Raw genomic sequence first — 19,482 nt, forward strand, 5'->3', positions numbered from 1 at the left:
GTCGGTGGGGTCTGACCCGCCGGACAGGCCCTAGGGGTTGCTGAGCGACGTCAGGCCGAGCAGCAGGACCTGGGTGAAGCTGTGGACCCACTCCTCGTCGGCCGGTTCCGCGCTCACCAGGGTGCGGTGGACGACCGCGCCCGCGACCACGTCGAAGATGAGGTCGGCCGTGCGGGCGGCTTCCTCGGGGTCGGTCTCCGGGGGGAGTTCGCCGCGGGCCTGGGCCCGTGCCCTGCCCTCCACGACCAGGCACTTCTGGCGGTCGACGATCGACTCGCGGATGCGGTCCCGCAGGGCGTCGTCCCGGATCGACTCGGCGACCACCGCCATCAGCCCGCTCTTGGCCTCCGGGCGGGCCAGGATCGTCGCGAACTGGAGGACGACGCCCTCGATGTCGGCGGCCAGCGTGCCCCGGTCGGGGAGGTGGAGTTCGTCGAAGAGCTCGGCGACCGCGTCGACGACGAGTTCGTTCTTGCCGGCCCAGCGGCGGTAGAGGGTGGTTTTCGCAACCCCCGCGCGTGTGGCGACGTCTCCCAACGTGAGCTTGGACCAGCCGAGTTCGACCAGGGCCTCCCGGGTCGCCGCGAGGATCGCGGTGTCCGCGGTGGCGCTGCGCGGGCGTCCTGCGGCGCGCGGGACGGGAGTGCTGCTCTGCATCCCCCGACCATAACCGCCGGTTCCTGTGGTGCAGTGAGGGAGATCACTGGGTACCTGTATCCGGGAGGGGGCCTGTGCTATTACGCTACGACCCGTAGCGAAACCACGGGCGCGGGGTGGGGACCCGGCGCCGAACAGCTCACAACCGACTTGCAACAGACCGGCTTTCACAACGCTTTTCATTCACACGCGCGGACGGGGGAGGATAGACGTATGCAGCCACGGAACATGTCCATGAGCGGAGTCGTCGACCTCGCCGCGGTGAAGGCGGCCCAGGAGGCCAAGGTCAAGGCGGAGCAGGCGCGCGCCGAGACCGCCAGGCAGGGCGGCGGCGGGGCCGTCTCGCCGGCCGACCTGGTGATCGACGTAGATGAGGCGGGGTTCGAGAGCGAGGTCCTGCAGCGGTCCACCGAGGTCCCGGTCGTCATCGACTTCTGGGCCGAGTGGTGCGAGCCGTGCAAGCAGCTGAGCCCGCTCCTGGAGCGGCTCGCCCTCGATTACAACGGACGCTTCGTCCTTGCCAAGATCGACGTCGACGCCAATCAGATGCTGATGCAGCAGTTCGGGGTGCAGGGCATCCCGGCCGTCTTCGCGGTGGTCGCGGGGCAGGCGCTGCCGCTCTTCCAGGGGGCCGCTCCCGAGTCGCAGATCCGGGAGACGCTGGACCAGTTGATCCAGGTCGCCGAGCAGCGCTTCGGTCTCACCGGGTTGGACGTCGACCCCGACGCCGCGCCGGGTGACCGTCCCGAGGCCGTGGCCGAGATGCCGGCGGGACCCTACGACGCGCTGCTCGAAGCCGCCGTACAGGCCCTGGACGCGGGGGACTTCGGCGGGGCCGTGCAGGCCTACAAGAACGTGCTGAGCGACGACCCGGCCAACACCGAGGCCAAACTGGGGCTCGCCCAGGCCGAGTTGCTGCAGCGGGTGTCGACGCTCGACCCGCAGCAGGTGCGCACCGAGGCGGCCGAGAAGCCGGGTGACGTGCCGGCGCAGATCGCCGCCGCCGACCTGGATCTGGTGGGCGGTCATGTCGAGGACGCGTTCAGCCGGCTCATCGACACCGTGCGGCGCACGGTGGGTGACGACCGGGATGCCGTACGGCTGCGGCTGTTGGAGCTCTTCGAGGTCGTCGGGGCCGATGACCCCAGGGTGACGGCGGCCCGGCGCGCACTGGCGCGGGCGCTGTTCTGAGCGGGGTGCGGGGCCCGTTCTGACCAGTCGGTAAACCTCGTGACCTGTGTTGCCGGAGTGAAAGATTTGCCGACGGAGTGTCACTGCGGCCGCGCTTTACCAAAACTTGGTAATCGCGGCCGCTGTTACTTGGAGTAAGTCGAGGGCGTTGATCTGTCGGATTCCGCCCGGATGTCAACTGATTTGTCCTGGCCCACGATGACACCCAGCGTCGTCGGCCGATACCGGCGGGTCGTTGTTCGGTTATCCGGCCGTTACTACCCAGTAACGAAGCCCCTTGTGCGGGCGGCGAGAATGCACCACGATCGGCCACGCTCGGTCCATCGCCGTACCCGACAGCCGGTCGGGCCGACGGATTTTTCTGGGTCCCCACCGAGTAGAGCCGGAAACAATGGAGTCGGCTCTTGGGCAGGGGGGTCTTCGCCGTACGGCGGAGCCTGTCCAGCAAGGTTGTGCGTGATGTGCGTCAGGCGCGACCAGTGGTTGTCGCTCGGGGGTGATCGCCGGTGATCGGTGCGCGGTTCGCGCCTCCGAGGACAGGCGCTCCCCTTCCCGAGGACGTAGCACTTCTCCCATCCCTGCCCGGCTGAGCCGCCAATAGGGGGCAGTCAGGGCCAGGAGATGTACGTCCGAGAAGGAGGAAATATGGAGTCCCAGGTGCGTGGCGGGACGAGATGGAAGCGCTTCGCTGTGGTCATGGTGCCCAGCGTCGCCGCTACGGCGTGTATAGGTGTCGCCCTCGCGCAGGGTGCTCTCGCCGCGTCATTCAGTGTTTCGGGTCAGTCGTTCAAGGTGACGGCCGACTCGCTCAACGGCCAGGGTTTCGCCCAGTACGGAGCCCTGGACTCGGGCTACAACCTGGACGGCAGCAAGTCGCTCCACCCCGTCGCGGTCTCGTCGTTCACGTCGGCGACGATCACCAACATGTGCCAGTCGGTGGTCACCCCGAACATCCCGGTGCTCGGGTCCGTCAGCCTCGTGCTGCGGGCGGGCGGCGGCGGTACGCCGGTCGAGGCGACCAACCTGTACATCGACGTCGAGGACCTCAGCGCCGACGCTGTGTTCCACAACATCGACATCGGTGTGGCGGCCGGTAACACCGCTGCCAGCAAGGGCGGCAAGGGTCCGGGCATGAAGGGCGGCAGCGAGGCTGCCAACCCCTACGGCTTCGCCCAGCAGGCCGAGTCGGCCGAGCTGACCAAGGTGAAGCAGACGGCGTGGGCCACCACTGCCGGAACCTTCAAGCTCAGCGGGCTGAAGATGTCGGTCTCGGCCGGCACCCACGAGTGCTACTAGGCACTTGACGGCGGGCGGGGGAGCCGGTGGCGCCCCCGCCCGTCCACCTTCCACCAGCGCCTTCACACGAGGTGCAACTCTCCACCACAGCAACGCCGTACCAGGGAGCTGTTTTCCATGAGCGCCGAGACTCCTGCCGCACCCGGCCAGTTCGCCCGCCGGAGGCTGCAGTTTCGTGCCTGGCGTGGCACGAGGCCGTTCTGGGCCGGTCTGTTCGTCATGCTCGGCGGACTCCCGATCGCCTACTTCCCGTACGCACATCTTCAGGTGGGCCATCTGACGCTGGCGATGGCCACCACCGCGGGCGCCGGGTCCCTGATCATCGGTGTGCTGCTCGTCGTCCTGGGCTTCAGCCTCTGGTTCCAGAAGCACGTGCGCACCTTCGCCGGTGTCGCGTCGATCCTGCTGGCGCTGGTGTCCATCCCCGTGTCCAACCTCGGCGGCTTCCTGATCGGCTTCCTCCTCGCCATGGTCGGCGGGGCACTGGCCGTGTCGTGGGCGCCGGGCGCGCCGCCGCAGCCGGAGGCGCTGCAGGACGTCGCACAGGGAGAGGGCGGCGACCCCGCCGAGGCGGCCACACCGTACGAGGCGGCGCCGCACGACTCCGCGTCGTACTACGCCAAGCCTCAGGAGCCCGCGCCGTACGAGTCCGCCGACGGTACGGGTGAGCCGAACGATCTGTCAGGAACGAGCCCGGTGAACAACGGGGCGAACGGGAGGCACAGTGCCGGCTGACGAGGTGACCCACGGGACTGATGTGGACGAGTCCCGTGTGAGAACCGGGCCGCGGCATGCGGCACCCAAGAAGCCGCTGTTCACCAGGCTCCACATGCCCGCCGGCAAGGCGATAGCCACGGTGGCGATGCCGACCGCCGTGATCATGGGGTTCGGATTCACGTCTTCGCTCGCTCTCGCCGACAACGGCGCGACGGCCTCGCCGTCGTCCAAGAGCCTGACGGCCGACGAGTACAAGGACTGCGTCGCGGCGCTGGCCGAGTCGACGGCCAGCCCCTCGGCGACGCCGTCCGCGTCCGCGAGCGAGTCCGCCGACTCGTCCAAGGACGAGGCGACCCCGTCGGCGTCCGCCTCGAAGGACGCCGACTCGGGCAAGACCTCTTCGGGGTCGTCGGATTCAGGTTCCGACGACGACACGGCCACGCCCACGCCGTCCGCCTCGGCGAGCAAGACGACGGATTCGAGCGGTTCGTCGAGCAGCACCGCGACCGCGACGCCCTCCGCGTCCGAGAGCAGCGGCGGCCTGCTGGACAGCATCGGCGACGCCATCACCGGGATCCTCACCGGCGGTTCGTCGAGCTCCGACTCGACGGCGAGCGCCACCCCGACGCCGACCGCGTCCGCCTCGGCGAGCGCCACGAAGGACTCGTCCACCGACGACTCCTCCAGCGTGTCCGACACCGTCAAGGACACGACCAAGAAGGTCACCGACACGGTGAACGACACCGTGAAGGACACGACCGACGCGGCGTCCAAGGCGGCTGAGGCGGCCGAGGACGCGACCGCTTCGGCCACGGCCACCCCGAGCCCGTCCGCGAGCGAGAGCGCCGACACCTCGGACTGCCCGGTCGCCACGGACGACACCAGCGGCGTCGACAACAAGGTGCTGCTGCCCGACGACCCCTGGTACCTGAACGCCAGTTCGCTGCTGCTCAAGGGCGCGGACTATCAGGGCGTCGTCGAGGTGAAGACCGCCAGCGGCAAGGTCAAGAAGGTCCTGAAGTACGTCATCTCCGGCGGGACCGACATCGGCGACCTGCACCAGACGGTGAACGACAAGCAGTCCGGCAAGACCTACCACGTGCAGGCGGCCTCGGGCTCGACGTCCACCATCCGCGACGGCGACACCGTGATGTACACGGAGTCCATCTCGGGCAACCTGTTCGGACTGATCCCGATCACGTTCGACCCGGACAACCCGCCGCCGCTGAACATCCCGCTGATCTACTTCACCAACGTGAAGGTGGTCCAGGCAGGCCAGTTCGGCGGCACGCTGACCGTCCCCGGTCTGCACAGCTACCAGAACTGAGCCCGTCCACAAGCCCGTTCGGGAGCCGCGAAGGAGCAGTGCCCCGCCGAGTACCCACTCGGCGGGGCACCGCTCTGTCCGGTGTCCGGAGCGCGGCCGATCCAAAAGGCCGATCCGCAAAGGAGGACAGATGATCGACTTCTCCTTCGAGCCCCGGGCCGACGACCCCTTCTGGTCCCCGGCACGGCGACCGGAGCACCCGTACCGGCCGGAGCACCCGGAGCTGACCGGTGCGGACTTCTCCCTGAGCTACTTCCGGGCGGACGTACGGCTCGTCGTCCACGGCGTGGATCTCGGCCTGCGCACGCTCGGACTGCCCGTCGTCGACTTCGCTCTCATGCTGGAGTACGCGAGAAGGGAGCTGGAGACCCGGAGCGACATCGCGGTGGAGACGAGCGTGAGCGGCCATGTGTTCTCCCTCAGCCGCGGAGCGGAGGCCGTCACCCTCACCACGAACTACGCGCCGGACGTGGTGGAGCTGACCTGGGCCGAGCTGTGGCAGCTCACCGAGCGGGCGAAGGCCGACGCGTTCCGGCTGATCACCACCGCCCATCCGGAGCTGCGCGCCCACGCCTGGCTGCGGGAGACCGTCGGAGCGCCGTCGGCCGCGTGATCCGGCGGCGGACGGACCGAGGGCGCCCCCTGTCGCAGGGGGCGCCCTCAGCGCCGTACAAGAGCCTTCAGCGGTGCGTCAGTTGCCCTCGCCGCCGCCGAGGTGGTGGACGCGGAGCATGTTCGTGGTGCCGGCCACGCCGGGGGGCGAGCCGGCGGTGATGATGACGGTCTCGCCCGGGTTGAAGCGGTTGATCTTGGCGATCTCGCCGTCGACCATGTCGACCATCTCGTCCGTGCTGTTGACGAACGGCACCACGTGCGACTCCACGCCCCAGCTGAGGGTGAGCTGGTTGCGGGTGCTCTCGTCGGTCGTGAAGGCGACGATCGGCTGCGAGGCGCGGTAGCGGGACAGCCGGCGGGCGGTGTCACCGGACTGCGTGAACGCCACCAGGGCCCGGCCGCCGAGGAAGTCGGCGATCTCGCACGCGGCACGCGCGATCGAACCACCCTGCGTCCGCGGCTTCTTGCCCGGCACGAGCGGCTGCAGACCCTTGGAGAACAGCTCCTCCTCGGCCGCCTGGACGATCTTCGACATCGTCTGCACGGTCTCGATCGGGTAGGCGCCCACCGAGGACTCGGCGGACAGCATGACCGCGTCCGCGCCGTCCAGGATCGCGTTGGCCACGTCGGAGGCCTCGGCGCGCGTGGGGCGGGAGTTGGTGATCATCGACTCCATCATCTGGGTCGCCACGATCACCGGCTTGGCGTTGCGCCGGCACAGCTCCACCAGGCGCTTCTGCACCATCGGGACCTTCTCCAGCGGGTACTCGACGGCGAGGTCGCCACGGGCCACCATCACCGCGTCGAACGCCGCGACCACGGCCTCCATGTTCTCGACCGCCTGCGGCTTCTCCACCTTGGCGATGACGGGGACCCGGCGGCCCTCCTCGTCCATCACCTTGTGGACGTCGTACACGTCGCCCGCGTCGCGCACGAAGGACAGGGCGACCATGTCGCAGCCCATCCGCAGCGCGAAGCGCAGGTCCTCGACGTCCTTCTCGGACAGCGCGGGCACGTTCACGGCCGTGCCGGGCAGGTTGATGCCCTTGTGGTCGGAGATGACGCCGCCCTCGATGACGATCGTCTTCACGCGGGGGCCTTCGACGCTGAGGACCTTCAGCTCGACGTTGCCGTCGTTGATGAGGACCTGGTCGCCGCGGGAGACGTCACCGGGCAGGCCCTTGTACGTCGTACCGCAGATGGTCTTGTCGCCCGGGATGTCCTCGGTGGTGATGGTGAACTCGTCACCGCGCACCAGCTCGACGGGACCCTCCGCGAAGGTCTCCAGGCGGATCTTCGGGCCCTGCAGGTCGGCGAGGACGCCGATGGCACGGCCGGTCTCCTTGGCCGCGGCACGGACGCGGTCGTACCGCCCCTGGTGCTCGGCGTGGGTGCCGTGGCTGAAATTGAAACGGGCCACATTCATACCGGCCTCGATCAGCGAGACCAGTTGTTCGTGGGAGTCGACCGCGGGGCCGAGAGTACAGACGATTTTCGAACGGCGCATGGGACGATCCTATCGGTTTGTTTCGCTACGGAATATTCCGTCTGGCGGAAGATACAAATGGGCGGGCATGCGCTCAGGCGTTGTAATTTCCGACCAGTGCATAGGTCTGTGTCGCGATCTCCAATTCCTCGTCCGTCGGCACCACCGCGACCGCGACCCGCCCGGACGCCGGCGAGATCAGCCGCGGCTCATCACTCCGTACGGCGTTCAGCGCGTCGTCGACCTCGAGCCCCAGCAGCTCCAGGCCCGCGACGGCGGCTTCCCGCACCGCACTCGCGTTCTCCCCGACCCCCGCGGTGAAGGCGACCGCGTCCACCTTGCCGAGTACCGCGCAGTAGGCACCGATGTACTTCTTCAACCGGTGAATGTAGATGTCGAAGGCGAGTTCCGCCTGTTCGTCGCCCTCGTCGATCCGGCGCCGGATCTCCCGCATGTCGTTGTCCCCGCACAACCCGATCAGACCGCTCTTCTTGTTGAGAAGAGTGTCGATCTCATCGGTGGACATTCCGCCAACACGCATCAAATGGAAGATGACGGCCGGATCCAGGTCTCCCGACCGCGTCCCCATCACCAGCCCCTCCAACGGCGTCAGCCCCATGGAGGTCTCCACGCACCGGCCCTTTTCGACCGCCGACGCGGACGCCCCGTTCCCGAGGTGCAGCACGATGACATTGACGTCCTCGGGCGCTCTGCGGAGCAGCTTCGCCGTCGCCCGCGACACATAGGCGTGCGAGGTCCCGTGGAACCCGTACCGCCGGATCCGGTACGCGTCGGCGGTCGCCACGTCGATCGCGTACCGCGCGGCCGACTCCGGCATCGTCGTGTGGAACGCGGTGTCGAACACGGCCACCTGCGGCAGATCGGGCCGCAACGCCATCGCGGTCCTGATCCCGACGAGGTTCGCCGGATTGTGCAACGGCGCGACGGGGATGAGCCGTTCGATCTCGGCGAGCACGGCGTCGTCGATGACGGTCGGCGCGGTGAAGGTCTGCCCACCGTGCACGACCCGATGCCCGATGGCAGCCAACTCGGGCGAGTCCAGACCAAGTTGGTCCTTCGACAGCTCTTCGGCTACGGCCTTCAGGGCGGCCTCGTGATCGGGGATCGGGCCGGTGGACTCCCGTACGGCACCGGACGTGACACAGGTGTGCTTGAACCGGGAGGTCTCCTCGCCGATGCGCTCGACGAGCCCCATGGCCAGCCGCTCGCCGTCGCGCATGTCGAGCAGCTGGTACTTCACCGACGAGGAGCCGGAGTTGAGGACGAGGACACGGGCCGGGGCGGGGGCGGGGCTCACTGGGGGGTTGCCTTCTCGGTCGGGGACTGCGCGGGGGTCTTGAGGTGTTGCGCCGGGGTCTTGGGGAGCTGGGCCTGGATCGCCGTGATGGCGACGGTGTTGACGATGTCCGAGACGAGGGCGCCCCGGGACAGGTCGTTGACCGGCTTGCGCAGGCCCTGCAACACCGGCCCGACCGCGATCGCGCCGGCCGAACGCTGCACGGCCTTGTAGGTGTTGTTGCCGGTGTTCAGGTCGGGGAAGATCAACACGCTTGCCTGACCGGCGACTTCGGACTCCGGCATCTTGGTGGCGGCGACACTCGGCTCGACGGCGGCGTCGTACTGGATCGGCCCCTCGATGCGCAGATCGGCCCGCCGCAGCCGGACCAGTTCGGTCGCTTCGCGCACCTTGTCGACGTCGGCGCCCGAGCCGGACGTACCGGTGGAGTACGACAGCATCGCGATCCGGGCCGCGACGCCGAACTGCTCGGCGGTGGCGGCGGATTGGATGGCGATGTCGGCCAACTGCTCGGCGTTCGGGTCTGGGTTGACCGCACAGTCGCCGTACACCAGCACCTTGTCGGCGAGGCACATGAAGAAGACGGACGAGACGATGTCGGCGTCCGGCTTGGTCTTGATGATCTCGAAGGCGGGCCGGATGGTGGCCGCCGTGGAGTGTACGGCGCCGGAGACCATCCCGTCCGCGAGCCCTTCCTGCACCATCAGGGTCCCGAAGTAGTTCACGTCGGCGACGACGTCGTAGGCCAGCTCGACGGTCACGCCCTTGTGGGCGCGGAGTTGGGCGTACTTCTCGGCGAAACGGTCGCGGAGTTCGGAGGTGGTCGGGTCGATGAGCTGGGCCGCGGTGAGGTCGATGCCGAGGTCGGCGGCCCGCTTGCGGATCTGGTCCTCGGGGCCGAGCAGGGTCAACTCGCAGACACCGCGCCGCAATAGCACCTCGGCGGCGTGCAGGACGCGGGGCTCGGTGCCCTCGGGGAGGACGATCCGGCGCTTGTCGGAGCGGGCCCGCTCCAGGAGCGTGTGCTCGAACATCATCGGGGTGAGTCGGTCGCTGCTCGGCGCCGAGACCCGCTTGAGCAGGTCGCTCGTGTCGACGTACCGCTCGAAGAGGCCGAGCGCGGTCTCCGCCTTGCGCGGGGTGGCCGCGTTCAACTTCCCCTCCAGGGAGAAGAGTTCGGCGGCGGTGGGGAAGGACGTGCCGGGCACGGAGACCACCGGGGTGCCGGGCGCGAGGCGGGCGGCGAGGGTGAGGATCCCGTGGCTGGGCACCTCGTTCAGGGTGAGCAGGACGCCGGCTATCGGCGGGGTGCCGGCGCTGTGCGCGGCGAGGGCGCCGATGACGAGGTCGGCGCGGTCGCCCGGGGTGACGACGAGGCAGCCAGGGGTCAGCGCCTTGAGGAAGTTGGGCAGCATCGCCCCGCCGAAGACGAAGTCGAGCGCGTCCCGGGCGAGCCCGGAGTCGTCCCCGAGGAGGACCTTGCCGCCGAGCGCGTGGGTGATCTGGGCGACGGTCGGCGCGGAGAGGGCGGGCTCGTCCGGTACGACGTAACAGGGCACCGGCAGCCGGGTGGTGAGCCGCTGCGCGATCTCGTCCCGGTCCTCGCGGGCGACCCGGTTGGTGACCATGGCGAGGACGTCGCAGCCGAGGCCGTCGTAGGCGCGATAGGCGTTGCGCGTCTCGGCGAGGACGGACTCGGCGGTCTGCTTGCGGCCGCCGACGACGGGGATCACGGAGGCGCCGAACTCGTTCGCGAGGCGGGCGTTGAGGGCCAGCTCGTCCGGGAACTGGGTGTCCGCGAAGTCCGTCCCGAGGACGAGGACGACGTCGTAGTCGCGGGCGACGAGATGGAACCGGTCGACAAGAGTCGACACCAGCTCATCGGTCCCCTGCTCGGCCTGGAGGGCGGAGGCCTCGTGGTAGTCCATGCCGTAGACGGTGGCCGGGTCCTGGGAGAGCCGGTAGCGCGCACGCAGCAGTTCGAACAGGCGGTCGGGGCCGTCGTGGACGAGGGGGCGGAACACCCCCACCCGGTCGACCTGGCGGGTCAGGAGTTCCATGACCCCCAGCTCGACGACCTGACGGCCGTCGCCGCGGTCGATCCCGGTCACGTACACGCTGCGGGTCACGCGTGGTCTCCTCTTCCGGTTCCGGCAGATTCTGACGGTTTCTGGTTCTCGGGGCTTCTGGTTCTCAGGGTTTCTGGCTGCCCGTTTCGACGGTCATAAAAATCGCCCACCTGGGTGAGCGGAACCCTCTTGACAATACCTCCGGGGGTGGTTAAGGCGCCCGTCAGTCCGGTGGGAGCGGCGACGCCCTGGGGGACGTGAAACAATCGGGTCCGGCTCACCGGTCTCAACAGCGAGCAGGAGACACAGCACGATGCGCATCGGAGTTCTCACCGCAGGCGGCGACTGCCCCGGCCTGAACGCCGTGATCCGATCGGTCGTGCACCGAGCGGTCGACAACTACGGCGACGAGGTCATCGGCTTCGAGGACGGCTACGCCGGACTGCTCGAAGGCCACTACCGCAACCTCGACCTGGACGCGGTCAGCGGCATCCTCGCCCGCGGCGGCACGATCCTGGGCTCGTCCCGACTGGAGCGGGACCGCCTCCGCGAGGCCTGCGAGAACGCGCTGGACATCGCGCGCGACTTCGGGATCGACGCCTTGATCCCGATCGGCGGGGAAGGCACCTTGACAGCGGCGCGCATGTTGAGCGACGCAGGCCTGCCGGTGGTCGGGGTCCCCAAGACGATCGACAACGACATCTCGTCGACGGACCGCACGTTCGGCTTCGACACGGCGGTCGGGGTCGCGACGGAGGCGATGGACCGCCTGAAGACGACGGCGGAGTCGCACCAGCGGGTGATGGTCGTCGAGGTCATGGGCCGGCACGCGGGCTGGATCGCGCTGGAGTCCGGCATGGCGGCGGGCGCGCACGGCATCTGCCTGCCCGAGCGGCCCTTCGACCCGGCCGACCTGGTCAAGATGGTCGAGGAACGCTTCGCCCGCGGCAAGAGGTTCGCCGTCGTGTGCGTGGCCGAGGGCGCGCACCCCGCCGAGGGTTCCATGGACTACAACAAGGGCGAGATCGACCAGTTCGGCCACGAGCGCTTCCAGGGCATCGGCACGGCGCTGGCCTACGAGTTGGAGCGCCGCCTCGGCAAGGAGGCCAAGCCGGTCATCCTCGGCCACATCCAGCGCGGCGGCGTACCGACCGCGTACGACCGGGTGTTGGCGACGCGCTTCGGCTGGCACGCGGTGGAGGCCGCGCACCAGGGGGAGTTCGGACGGATGACCGCGCTGCGGGGGACGGACGTGGTGATGGTGCCGTTGGCCGAGGCGGTCACCGAGTTGAAGACGGTGCCGAAGGACCGGATGGACGAGGCGGAGTCGGTTTTCTAGCCGGTTCGTTTCCGGCCGGGGGTTCCAGCGGGTTCGTTTCCGGCCGGGGGTTCTGGCCGGGGTTTCGAGGCTGGGGTTCGTTTTCGGCGGGTGCTGCTCTACGGCTGCGTGCTCAGTACGTACTCCTCTCGACCATGGACCAGAAACGGCTGATGATCTGGTCGAGGAAGTCCCGGCCGGCCTCGTTCGCGTCGACGGCGGAGTTGCCGCCGCCCCAGTTGAGGGTGGCGACCATCTGCGCCTGGTAGTCCTCGTGCAACTCCTGGAGGGAGTCCTCCAGGAGCCGCCGGTCCAGCGGCACCATCTTGCCGATCTGCCGTACGTGGGCCTGCCAGCGGGTGGTCATGGCGCCGCGCAGCAACTCCGCGAGCTTGCTGTCGCGCCCCGTGACGCTGATGAAGTCGGGCAGCGAGAGGTCGAGCAGATCGGCGAGCGCGGAGGACTGGCGCTCGGTGCCGCGCCACTGGTCGTGCTCCTCCATCCGTAGATACGCGAGGAGTTCGAGCCCGACGGCCCGGGCGACGTCCTCCGGCGCGAGGCCCCGGGCGAGGCGATGCTCACGCAGCGTGCGTGGCTTGCCGATGAGTTCGGCCGGGGAACACCACAACACACCGGACAGCGCGGCGAGTTCGGGACCGGAGGGCGCGGTGAGTCCTCGCTCCCAGGCGATGACCAGGTCAGGCGTGACGTAGGGGAGCCCGTACGAGGCACGCATGCCGTACGCGACGTGTTCGGGACCCATGTTGAGCGCGGTACGTAGCCGCCGGGCGGCGGGCGCGTCGAACGGCGGGGTGGGTGGCGTGGGCGGCGTGGACTGGCTGGGTTGAACTGGGGGTCGGCGCACGGGCCACAAGCTAGGGGCGCCGGAGTGCGGTGACTACGGTCTGTTCGGCCAGGATTACGGATTGTAGGAACGTACGGATTCGGTCGACCGGCGGGCATGCGGTGCGGCCGGGGTGGGGGAGATCGGTGACGCTGAGTGGTGGCGAGGAGAGGTGAGGGGCGGGCAGGGGACGGGTGCCGGTCGATGAATATGCCTCCCTACCTTGCCATTCGCCGGTGCGGTGGACTCCGGGGGTCGTTCTGTCGGCGTCCTGTCGGCGTCGGGTGTGTGGGCGGGGGTCGAAGGGGAGTGCGTTTGTGGTGGGGGTGGTGATCGGGTGTGGGGGGAAGTGGGGGGTGGCGCAAAGTCGTCTCTGGGTGGGCGGGGGGTGTCCGGGGGCGGGGGCGGGCGGGGTGTTCAGGTGCGTGTCCGGTGGGCGGTGGCGGCCGGGTCGTTCAGGTGCGTGTCGCGTCTACGGCCGCATCCAGCACCAGCCGCCAGGGGAACTCCTTCGGCCTGCCCTGCCCGGGTTGGTTCGGCACGAAGCCGCCCTCGCCGTACAGGAGTTGGACGCCCATGGCGCGCAACTCGGCGACGCTGCGCTCGAATTGCCGGTGCTGTACGTAGGCCGAGTTGACGCAGGGCATCGCGACGATGGGGATGCCCTTGCCGATGCCTTCGGCGACGACACCGACCACGAAGTCGTGGGTGAGGCCCAGCGCCCATGAGTTGACCGTGTTGAAGGTCACCGGCGCGAACGCGATGACGTCCGCCTTCGGCCATACGTCCGGCTCGCCGGGCATCTTGTACTTGCTGCGTACGGGGTGGTCTGTCAGCTGGGTCAGTTCGCCGAGTTGGGGTTCGAGCCAGAGGGCGGCGGTGGGGGTGAGACCGAGGCATACGTCGAAGTTGCGGGCCTGGGCGTCCTTGATGACCTTGGCGATGTCGAAGACGGGGGGTGCGGCGGAGGCGAAGAGGTAGAGGACGCGGGGGGTGGTCGTCATGGGGCCTATCCGATCACACACAACCGCCCCTGCTCCGGAGGGAGTCGGGGCGGAAGGGCACGGCCGTGTGGTGCGGCCTGGGTACTGTTCCAGTGGCTGCTCAGAATGGAGACCGGTATGCCGACACTGGACGAGAACCATACGGGCGCCCGTATCAGGGAACAGCGCAGACTGGCCCGACTCACCCAGCGCCAGCTCGCCGCTCGGCTGCCCTATTCCTACAGTCTGCTGAACCAGGTCGAATGTGGCGCCCGACCGGCCACGGCCGACTTCGTCGCCGCCATCGCGCGCGTGCTCCAGATCGACGTCACCGTGCTCACCGGGCAGCCGTACGTGACCGAGTTGCAGCGCGACCGGCTCGCCGAACTGGTGCGGCCGATCCGGGAGTCCCTAGACCTCTACGACCTCGGCCCGAATCCGGATCTGACGGTCCGGTCGGCGGATCAGCTCATGGCTGGGGCCGATCACCTGTGCGCGGAGGTCCGGGCCACGCACCTGCGCAACGCGGCCCGCGAACTGCCGGGCCTGGTCGCCGAACTCACCCACAGCGCCTGGTCGACGCCCTCGACCGAACTGTGGCAGGCACTGGCCTCGACCTATCGCACGGCACACGACATCAGCGTGAAGCTCGGCTACTACGACCTCTCCTCGGTCGCCCTGGACCGAATGGCATGGGCGGCGGAGCGTGCTTCCGACGCCTGCCTGGGCGCGGTGCGCCAGTACATGCGGGCGCTGGTCTACTTCCGTGAGGGGGAGTACGGGATCGGGCAGCGGCTGATCGCCTCGGGACACACGGTGGTCGGCCAAGCCGCCAAGACCCGTGAGGCCTTGGCGGTCACCGGACAACTCCATCTCGGAGGCTCCGTCATTGCCGCGCGCGCTGACGACGAGGCAGGCGTCGGCCGGCACATCACCGAGGCTCACAGGATTGCGAAGCGCATCGGAGACGCTTCCGAGGTGCACTGGCTCAGTTTCGGGCCGGCCAACGTCGCCCTGCACAAGATGTCCGCCGCCGTCGAGATGCGGCGCTACGACGACGCACTCAAGCAGGCCCGGAAGATCAGGCTACCTTCGCAACTGGCGACTTCCCGCCGCGCGCACTTCCTGATCGACCAGGCACGCACCGAGATGGAGACCGGGCACACCGAGGCTGCCCTGAAGTCACTGGTCGAGGCGCGTCGTCTGGCTCCCGAACAGACCCGCTACCACCCGGCGGCCCGGGACACGATCACAGGTCTGGTGCACCTGTCCCGGCGGACGCCGGACACGCTCAGCCACCTGGCGGCCTGGGTCGGCCTGTAGCGCACTGCGCTCACAACGCTCACGGATCTGTGAGCGTTCCCCTCTTCTCACAGCGTCACGCTGTACTCACACCTGGTCAACACCCTTGCTGTGGGGCCTCGTTCGACGCCAGGTGCGCCCCGGCAGTCGCGCGCACGACTCCGGGGCCGGCCAACGCTGCTGAGGAGTGTCGACATGACGAACGGTACCGCCCTGCGAAAGCCGGAGGTCAAGATGACCATCCGGGTGTACTCGGTGAACGGCGACGGCACAGTCACCGAGGATCGGGGCGTCGTGAACATCCTGGAGGCGCAGAACCTACCGCTGGGCTCTGCTGTCCTGCCGTGCCGGTGCTACCGCTGCACGGCGCAGGGAGACCAACCCGCCAACGCCTCCCGCCCGGAGACACCGCCGTTTCCCGACATCATGCGCATGCGGGCCGACGCTGCCGAATTCCTCGACGTGTGCGTGCCGTTGCCACGCTACGAGGATGTGCAGAACGCCGCGGCCGACTGCCATCGCAACCTGCTGAAGCTGATCCCCGAAATCGAGCAGCTCGCGGGACGCCTCCCGGATGACGACATCCCGGCCAAGGTCGCACAGGCCGGAGTCGCGGAAGCCCGGTGCCGCCTCTACGAGATCGAGGCCGTGGGCCTGGACGGTGAAGTCAAGCGGGTCCAACGGTTGGCCCGTTCCGTCCTCGCACTCTGCGATCACCATGACTCTCTGACCGGCCTCACGATGTGCCTGGCCTGTGACGACCCGATCCAAGGCGGCGAAGAATCCCAGCCGTACGACAAGGTCGGCCCCTCGGGCGGCGTGGCGAGGGCGGGATGTATCCACGCGAAGTGCGCCAACAGACTGCGCCATCGCTGACGAGGATCTCCCCGCCCTCAACAGGGGCTCCATAGCGGCCGTTTCGGGTCAGGGCCGCGCGAACTCAAGCTCCTCTCGTAAGAAGGGAACTCCCATGACCGCCACCCTCGACCACCCCGCAGGCACCCGTACCCGGGACCCGCAAGAACTCCTCAACGCGGTCGCCCCGCACATCACCGAACTGACCGTGAACATCTTCGACTCGGGCATGAGCATCTGGGACCGAGAGGCAGCCCTGCTGCTACGAGACCACACGATGGTCCGTGACATGGCCGAACGCATCCTGGGCAACGCCGTCATGTACGTGATGGGCTCCATCGAGAACCCGGACGTACACCTCGGCGTCGGCAAGTTGGTCGACATCGGCGTGCATCAACTCATCCTCGACACGCCCGTCTGGTTCGGCATCTGCCGTCTGTACAACGACGGCCGGTACAAGCACCACGCCCCGTTCATCCAGCGCCGCAACGACGGCCTGTGCCTGCGCACCGGCGACTTCCTGAAGAGCCAAGGCTGGCCCGTGGACGAGGAGTTGTGGGCCATCGACGGCACTGACTGCTCGCCGTGCGACGACAAGGTTCCGGACAGCCACTGACCGCCCGCTACAGTCGGTCCCCATTCCGATATGACGCGGAGGAACGACGCCGTGCCCGTACCCCACGACATCCCGGCCGAGACCGCACTGTGGGACACCTACGCCGAGTCCGCCTTCAAGGACGACGCCGAGCCCACGTTCTGCTGGACGCAGTACGCCGGTCATGGGCCGGGCCCCGAGTTGCTCGGTGCCCCGCGCAGTGTGTTGGAGATCGGGTGCGGTACCGGCCGTTCCCTCGCGTATCTCGCGGGGCAGGGTGCTAGCGCGCAGGGTGTCGACCTTTCGCCGGTCATGGTCGAGAAGGTGAGCGAGCGGTGGGGTGACACCGGCGCCGAGTTCGCGTGCGGTGAGGTTCTGGAGTACCTCGCCTCATGCGACGACACCTACGACGCGGTCTACTCGATCTTCGGTGCGGCCTGGTTCGTCGACCCGGGGCGGCTGTTTCCGCTTGTACGGGCGCGGCTCAACCCGGGAGGCGTCTTCGTGTTCTCGCAGCCGCCGGCCATCCCCGGGGCGTATGGGCCGCAGGGCATGTACAAGGGGGGCTTCGCGGGCAGGGCCATGTTCACGTACCGGTACAGCTATCGGCCTGCGGTTTGGGAACGGTTGCTGACTCGGGCCGGGTTCTCGTCGGCTGTGGCGGCCGTGCTTGATGCGCCCGAGCCTGGACATATTGGGACGTTGATCGTGCGCAGTGAGGCTTAGCGTCAGTCCACGACGAATCGGACGGGTATGCGGGGCGCTCCACTCGCCGGTTGGCGACGGCCTGCCGTGCGCGAAGGCAGACGGTGCTGCGGGTTCCTGGGGGTGTGTGGTGCGGGAGTGCGCGGTGGAGTGGGGGCTCGAGGGTTTGCGGGGGTGTGGGTTGGGAGGAGGTGACGCGGGGTGGGGTGGTGGTTATTGCTGATGCTCGGCCCGGGTGCGGGCCTGGTCGGCTTCGGGGATGTCACCGGCCCGAGTGAACGCTTCGGCGGCTTGGAGCCAGCAGTCCCGGGCGTCGGCGGGACGGCTGGCGCCCGCATGGACGAGGGCGAGGTTGTGGAGGACCCAGCCCGCCCGGTACCAGTCCTCGAACTCCCGGTAGACCTCCAACGCCCGGCCGTACCCCTTGACCGCCTCCTCCGCCCTGCCAGCCGCCTCCAGGGCGACGCCGAGGTCGTTCCACGTGCCCGCCTCGCCGTGGCGGTCCCCGACGGCTTGGTACAGGTCACGGGCCCGGGCGTGCGCCTCGACCGCCTCCTCCATCCGGCCCGCCTCCCCCAGAGCGATGCCGAGTCCGTGCCACGCGCGGGCCTCGCGGAGGCGGTTCCCTAGGCCTTGATACAGGTCACGGGCCCGGGTGTGCGCCTCGACCGCCTCCTCCACCTGGCCCGCCTCCCGCAGGGCGATGCCGAGGTTGTTCCACGCGCCAGCCTCGCCATGGCGGTCCCCTACGGCCTGGCACAGGTCGCGGGCCCGAGTGTGCGCCTCGACCGCCTCTGCCACGCGGCCCGCCTCCCGCAGGGCGATGCCGAGGTGGTCCCACGCGATGGCCTCGTCCGTACGGTCCCCGAAACGGCGAGCGCCCTCCACCGCAGACCGACCCACCACGACCCCGTCATCGAAATACCGCCGCCACTCCAGGTACTCCCCCAGGCATACGGCCAGCCGCACCGCCGAACCCGCGAACCGCTCCCGCTTCGCCCACCCCACCGCAGCCACCAGACCCGACCGCTCCCCATCCAGCCACCCCAACGCCTCCGCCCGCCCACCAAACCGCCCCGGCACCTCACTCCCCGGCAACCACCGCAACCAGTCATCAGCCGCATCCGCCCACTCGTAATAAAAGTCCAACACCCGCCCCCGAGCCACCTCCCCCTCCTCCACCCACCCCACATCCCCCGCCACCACACCCACCCCAAACACCCGCACCAAGTCATGCAACCGCCACCGCACACCCCCGTCCGAACCCTCGTCAGCCCGAACCGGCGTGACGAGGCACGCAGCGGCCAGGTCCTCCAAGAGGTTCGCGGCAGCCTCCGTGTCGAGGTCGGTCAGGGCAGCCACCGCTTCCGTGCCGGTCTCCGTGCCCGGGGCGAGGGAGAGCAGGCGCAGCAGGCGAGCCCGATCGGGAGGCAAGCGGCGATACGAGGTCTCCAGGACCGGGCGCAGGACGAGGGAGCGGCCGTACTGGTCGGTGCCGCGCGTGCCGTTGTCCAGGGCGGCCATCGCGTCCCCGGCCTCCTTGATCTCGGTCACCAGCGAGGCGATCCCGCGCGTATGGCGTCGGCGCAGCATTGCAGCGGCGATCTGGAGGGCGAGGGGCAAGTGGCCGCAGAGGGAGGTCAGTTCGCGGAGGGCGGCCGGTTCGCGGGATGGGCGGTCGTCGCGGTCGTCGGCGTCGTGGAGGGCGCGGGTGATGAGGGCGGCGGAGTCGTCGGGAGGGAGGGTCTCCAGGTCGATGAAGCGGACACCGGTGAGGGAGTCCGGGCGGTCGCGGGAGGTGATCAGGACGCGGTGGCGGTCCGTGCCCGGCAGGAGGGGGAGGTACTGGGCCGGGTCCGAGGCGTTGTCCAGGATCAGCAGCATGCGGTGTGGGCGCTCGGCGAGGAGTCGGCGGTAGGCGTCGTACTGGCGTACGGCGGATGCGGGCAGGTCCGGGCCGCGTACCCCGAGCGCGTCCAGCAGTGCCAGGACCGCCTGGTCGGCGGTGACCGGGTCGTCGTCGTAGCCCCGCAGGTCGACGAAGAGTGTCCCGCCGGGGAACCAGTCCCGTGCGCACGCCTGGTGTGCCGTCTCGACCGCCAGTGCCGTCTTGCCGATGCCGCCCATGCCGGTGACGGCGAAGATGAGGAGGGGGAGTTCGGGGGTGCCGTTCGGGGCGGGTTCGAGGTGGGGCAGCAGGCGGC

At 69.1% G+C, this 19,482-nt stretch carries 17 protein-coding genes; 10 read left to right on the top strand and 7 right to left on the bottom strand.

The features are described 5' to 3' along the window. Positions 1–30: 30 nt before the first annotated feature. Positions 31–657 carry a TetR/AcrR family transcriptional regulator gene (locus SPR02S_RS30240; protein WP_019060773.1) on the bottom strand — a complete coding sequence of 209 codons (627 nt, stop codon included), beginning with the start codon at positions 655–657 and terminating at the stop codon, positions 31–33. A 213-nt stretch (positions 658–870) separates the two neighbouring features. Between SPR02S_RS30240 and SPR02S_RS30245 the strand changes: the two genes are divergently transcribed. The 5 genes from SPR02S_RS30245 to SPR02S_RS30265 all read left to right on the top strand — a co-directional run bounded on the left by SPR02S_RS30245 (position 871) and on the right by SPR02S_RS30265 (position 5,801). Further along, positions 871–1,848 (top strand): tetratricopeptide repeat protein, encoded by a 978-nt coding sequence (locus SPR02S_RS30245; RefSeq protein WP_019060774.1) that lies wholly within the window; start codon positions 871–873, stop codon positions 1,846–1,848. A 645-nt stretch (positions 1,849–2,493) separates the two neighbouring features. After that, positions 2,494–3,144, top strand: coding sequence for a DUF6230 family protein (locus tag SPR02S_RS30250; RefSeq protein ID WP_019060775.1), 651 nt, complete (start codon positions 2,494–2,496; stop codon positions 3,142–3,144). Between the two features lie 117 nt (positions 3,145–3,261). Then, a complete protein-coding gene (locus SPR02S_RS30255; protein WP_019060776.1) occupies positions 3,262–3,879 on the top strand; it encodes a DUF6114 domain-containing protein in 618 nt (205 codons plus the stop codon). After that, entirely contained in the window at positions 3,869–5,188 is a 1,320-nt protein-coding gene (locus SPR02S_RS30260; protein WP_019060777.1) for a hypothetical protein, read from the top strand. Before SPR02S_RS30255 ends, SPR02S_RS30260 begins: the two co-directional genes overlap by 11 nt. Before the next feature lie 130 nt (positions 5,189–5,318). Further along, positions 5,319–5,801, top strand: coding sequence for a hypothetical protein (locus tag SPR02S_RS30265; protein ID WP_019060778.1), 483 nt, complete (start codon positions 5,319–5,321; stop codon positions 5,799–5,801). Positions 5,802–5,879: 78 nt separating this feature from the next. Here the strand turns inward: SPR02S_RS30265 and pyk are convergent, their stop codons facing one another. From pyk to pta, 3 genes are all read right to left on the bottom strand, one after another. Next, on the bottom strand, positions 5,880–7,310 hold the full coding sequence (gene pyk / locus SPR02S_RS30270; RefSeq protein ID WP_019060779.1) for a pyruvate kinase: 1,431 nt from the start codon (positions 7,308–7,310) through the stop codon (positions 5,880–5,882). Positions 7,311–7,383: 73 nt separating this feature from the next. Continuing rightward, positions 7,384–8,607, bottom strand: coding sequence for an acetate kinase (locus tag SPR02S_RS30275; protein ID WP_019060780.1), 1,224 nt, complete (start codon positions 8,605–8,607; stop codon positions 7,384–7,386). Beyond that, complete coding sequence (gene pta, locus SPR02S_RS30280; RefSeq protein WP_019060781.1) at positions 8,604–10,736, bottom strand: phosphate acetyltransferase; 2,133 nt, start codon at positions 10,734–10,736, stop codon at positions 8,604–8,606. Before pta ends, SPR02S_RS30275 begins: the two co-directional genes overlap by 4 nt. 253 nt (positions 10,737–10,989) lie before the next feature. Here pta and SPR02S_RS30285 point away from each other — a divergent pair, with 253 nt between their 5' ends. Next, positions 10,990–12,015 carry an ATP-dependent 6-phosphofructokinase gene (locus SPR02S_RS30285; RefSeq protein ID WP_019060782.1) on the top strand — a complete coding sequence of 342 codons (1,026 nt, stop codon included), beginning with the start codon at positions 10,990–10,992 and terminating at the stop codon, positions 12,013–12,015. 112 nt (positions 12,016–12,127) lie between these two features. Here SPR02S_RS30285 and SPR02S_RS30290 read toward each other — a convergent pair whose 3' ends face one another. Next, complete coding sequence (locus SPR02S_RS30290; protein ID WP_019060783.1) at positions 12,128–12,757, bottom strand: hypothetical protein; 630 nt, start codon at positions 12,755–12,757, stop codon at positions 12,128–12,130. Between the two features lie 536 nt (positions 12,758–13,293). Further along, entirely contained in the window at positions 13,294–13,842 is a 549-nt protein-coding gene (locus tag SPR02S_RS30295; RefSeq protein ID WP_019060784.1) for a flavoprotein, read from the bottom strand. A gap of 117 nt (positions 13,843–13,959) precedes the next feature. Between SPR02S_RS30295 and SPR02S_RS30300 the strand changes: the two genes are divergently transcribed. From SPR02S_RS30300 to SPR02S_RS30320, 4 genes are all read left to right on the top strand, one after another. Further along, on the top strand, positions 13,960–15,144 hold the full coding sequence (locus SPR02S_RS30300; RefSeq protein ID WP_019060785.1) for a helix-turn-helix domain-containing protein: 1,185 nt from the start codon (positions 13,960–13,962) through the stop codon (positions 15,142–15,144). 174 nt (positions 15,145–15,318) lie between these two features. Beyond that, on the top strand, positions 15,319–15,999 hold the full coding sequence (locus SPR02S_RS59065) for a DUF6415 family natural product biosynthesis protein (protein WP_019060786.1): 681 nt from the start codon (positions 15,319–15,321) through the stop codon (positions 15,997–15,999). Positions 16,000–16,093: 94 nt separating this feature from the next. After that, on the top strand, positions 16,094–16,594 hold the full coding sequence (locus SPR02S_RS30315) for a hypothetical protein (protein ID WP_019060787.1): 501 nt from the start codon (positions 16,094–16,096) through the stop codon (positions 16,592–16,594). Between the two features lie 51 nt (positions 16,595–16,645). After that, a complete protein-coding gene (locus tag SPR02S_RS30320; RefSeq protein ID WP_019060788.1) occupies positions 16,646–17,299 on the top strand; it encodes a class I SAM-dependent methyltransferase in 654 nt (217 codons plus the stop codon). Positions 17,300–17,491: 192 nt separating this feature from the next. On the opposite strand, the gene SPR02S_RS30325 is transcribed toward SPR02S_RS30320, so the two are convergent. After that, the gene (locus SPR02S_RS30325) at positions 17,492–19,405 is read right to left on the bottom strand and encodes a tetratricopeptide repeat protein (protein WP_019060789.1); all 1,914 of its coding nucleotides are present in this window, start codon (positions 19,403–19,405) and stop codon (positions 17,492–17,494) included. Positions 19,406–19,482: the final 77 nt, after the last annotated feature.

This window comes from Streptomyces prunicolor NBRC 13075 (assembly GCF_000367365.1).
GTDB lineage: Bacteria > Actinomycetota > Actinomycetes > Streptomycetales > Streptomycetaceae > Streptomyces > Streptomyces prunicolor.

Bases quoted from the DNA above. Each gene is read 5' to 3' on its own strand.
- SPR02S_RS30315 (WP_019060787.1), top strand. From the start codon at position 16,094: ATGACCGCCACCCTCGACCACCCCGCAGGCACCCGTACCCGGGACCCG.
- SPR02S_RS30285 (WP_019060782.1), top strand. From the start codon at position 10,990: ATGCGCATCGGAGTTCTCACCGCAGGCGGCGACTGCCCCGGCCTGAAC.
- SPR02S_RS30255 (WP_019060776.1), top strand. From the start codon at position 3,262: ATGAGCGCCGAGACTCCTGCCGCACCCGGCCAGTTCGCCCGCCGGAGG.
- SPR02S_RS30300 (WP_019060785.1), top strand. From the start codon at position 13,960: ATGCCGACACTGGACGAGAACCATACGGGCGCCCGTATCAGGGAACAG.
- pyk (WP_019060779.1), bottom strand. From the start codon at position 7,310: ATGCGCCGTTCGAAAATCGTCTGTACTCTCGGCCCCGCGGTCGACTCC.
- SPR02S_RS59065 (WP_019060786.1), top strand. From the start codon at position 15,319: ATGACGAACGGTACCGCCCTGCGAAAGCCGGAGGTCAAGATGACCATC.
- SPR02S_RS30290 (WP_019060783.1), bottom strand. From the start codon at position 12,757: ATGGGTCCCGAACACGTCGCGTACGGCATGCGTGCCTCGTACGGGCTC.
- SPR02S_RS30250 (WP_019060775.1), top strand. From the start codon at position 2,494: ATGGAGTCCCAGGTGCGTGGCGGGACGAGATGGAAGCGCTTCGCTGTG.
- SPR02S_RS30245 (WP_019060774.1), top strand. From the start codon at position 871: ATGCAGCCACGGAACATGTCCATGAGCGGAGTCGTCGACCTCGCCGCG.
- SPR02S_RS30325 (WP_019060789.1), bottom strand. From the start codon at position 19,405: ATGGGCGGCATCGGCAAGACGGCACTGGCGGTCGAGACGGCACACCAG.
- SPR02S_RS30240 (WP_019060773.1), bottom strand. From the start codon at position 657: ATGCAGAGCAGCACTCCCGTCCCGCGCGCCGCAGGACGCCCGCGCAGC.
- SPR02S_RS30295 (WP_019060784.1), bottom strand. From the start codon at position 13,842: ATGACGACCACCCCCCGCGTCCTCTACCTCTTCGCCTCCGCCGCACCC.
- SPR02S_RS30265 (WP_019060778.1), top strand. From the start codon at position 5,319: ATGATCGACTTCTCCTTCGAGCCCCGGGCCGACGACCCCTTCTGGTCC.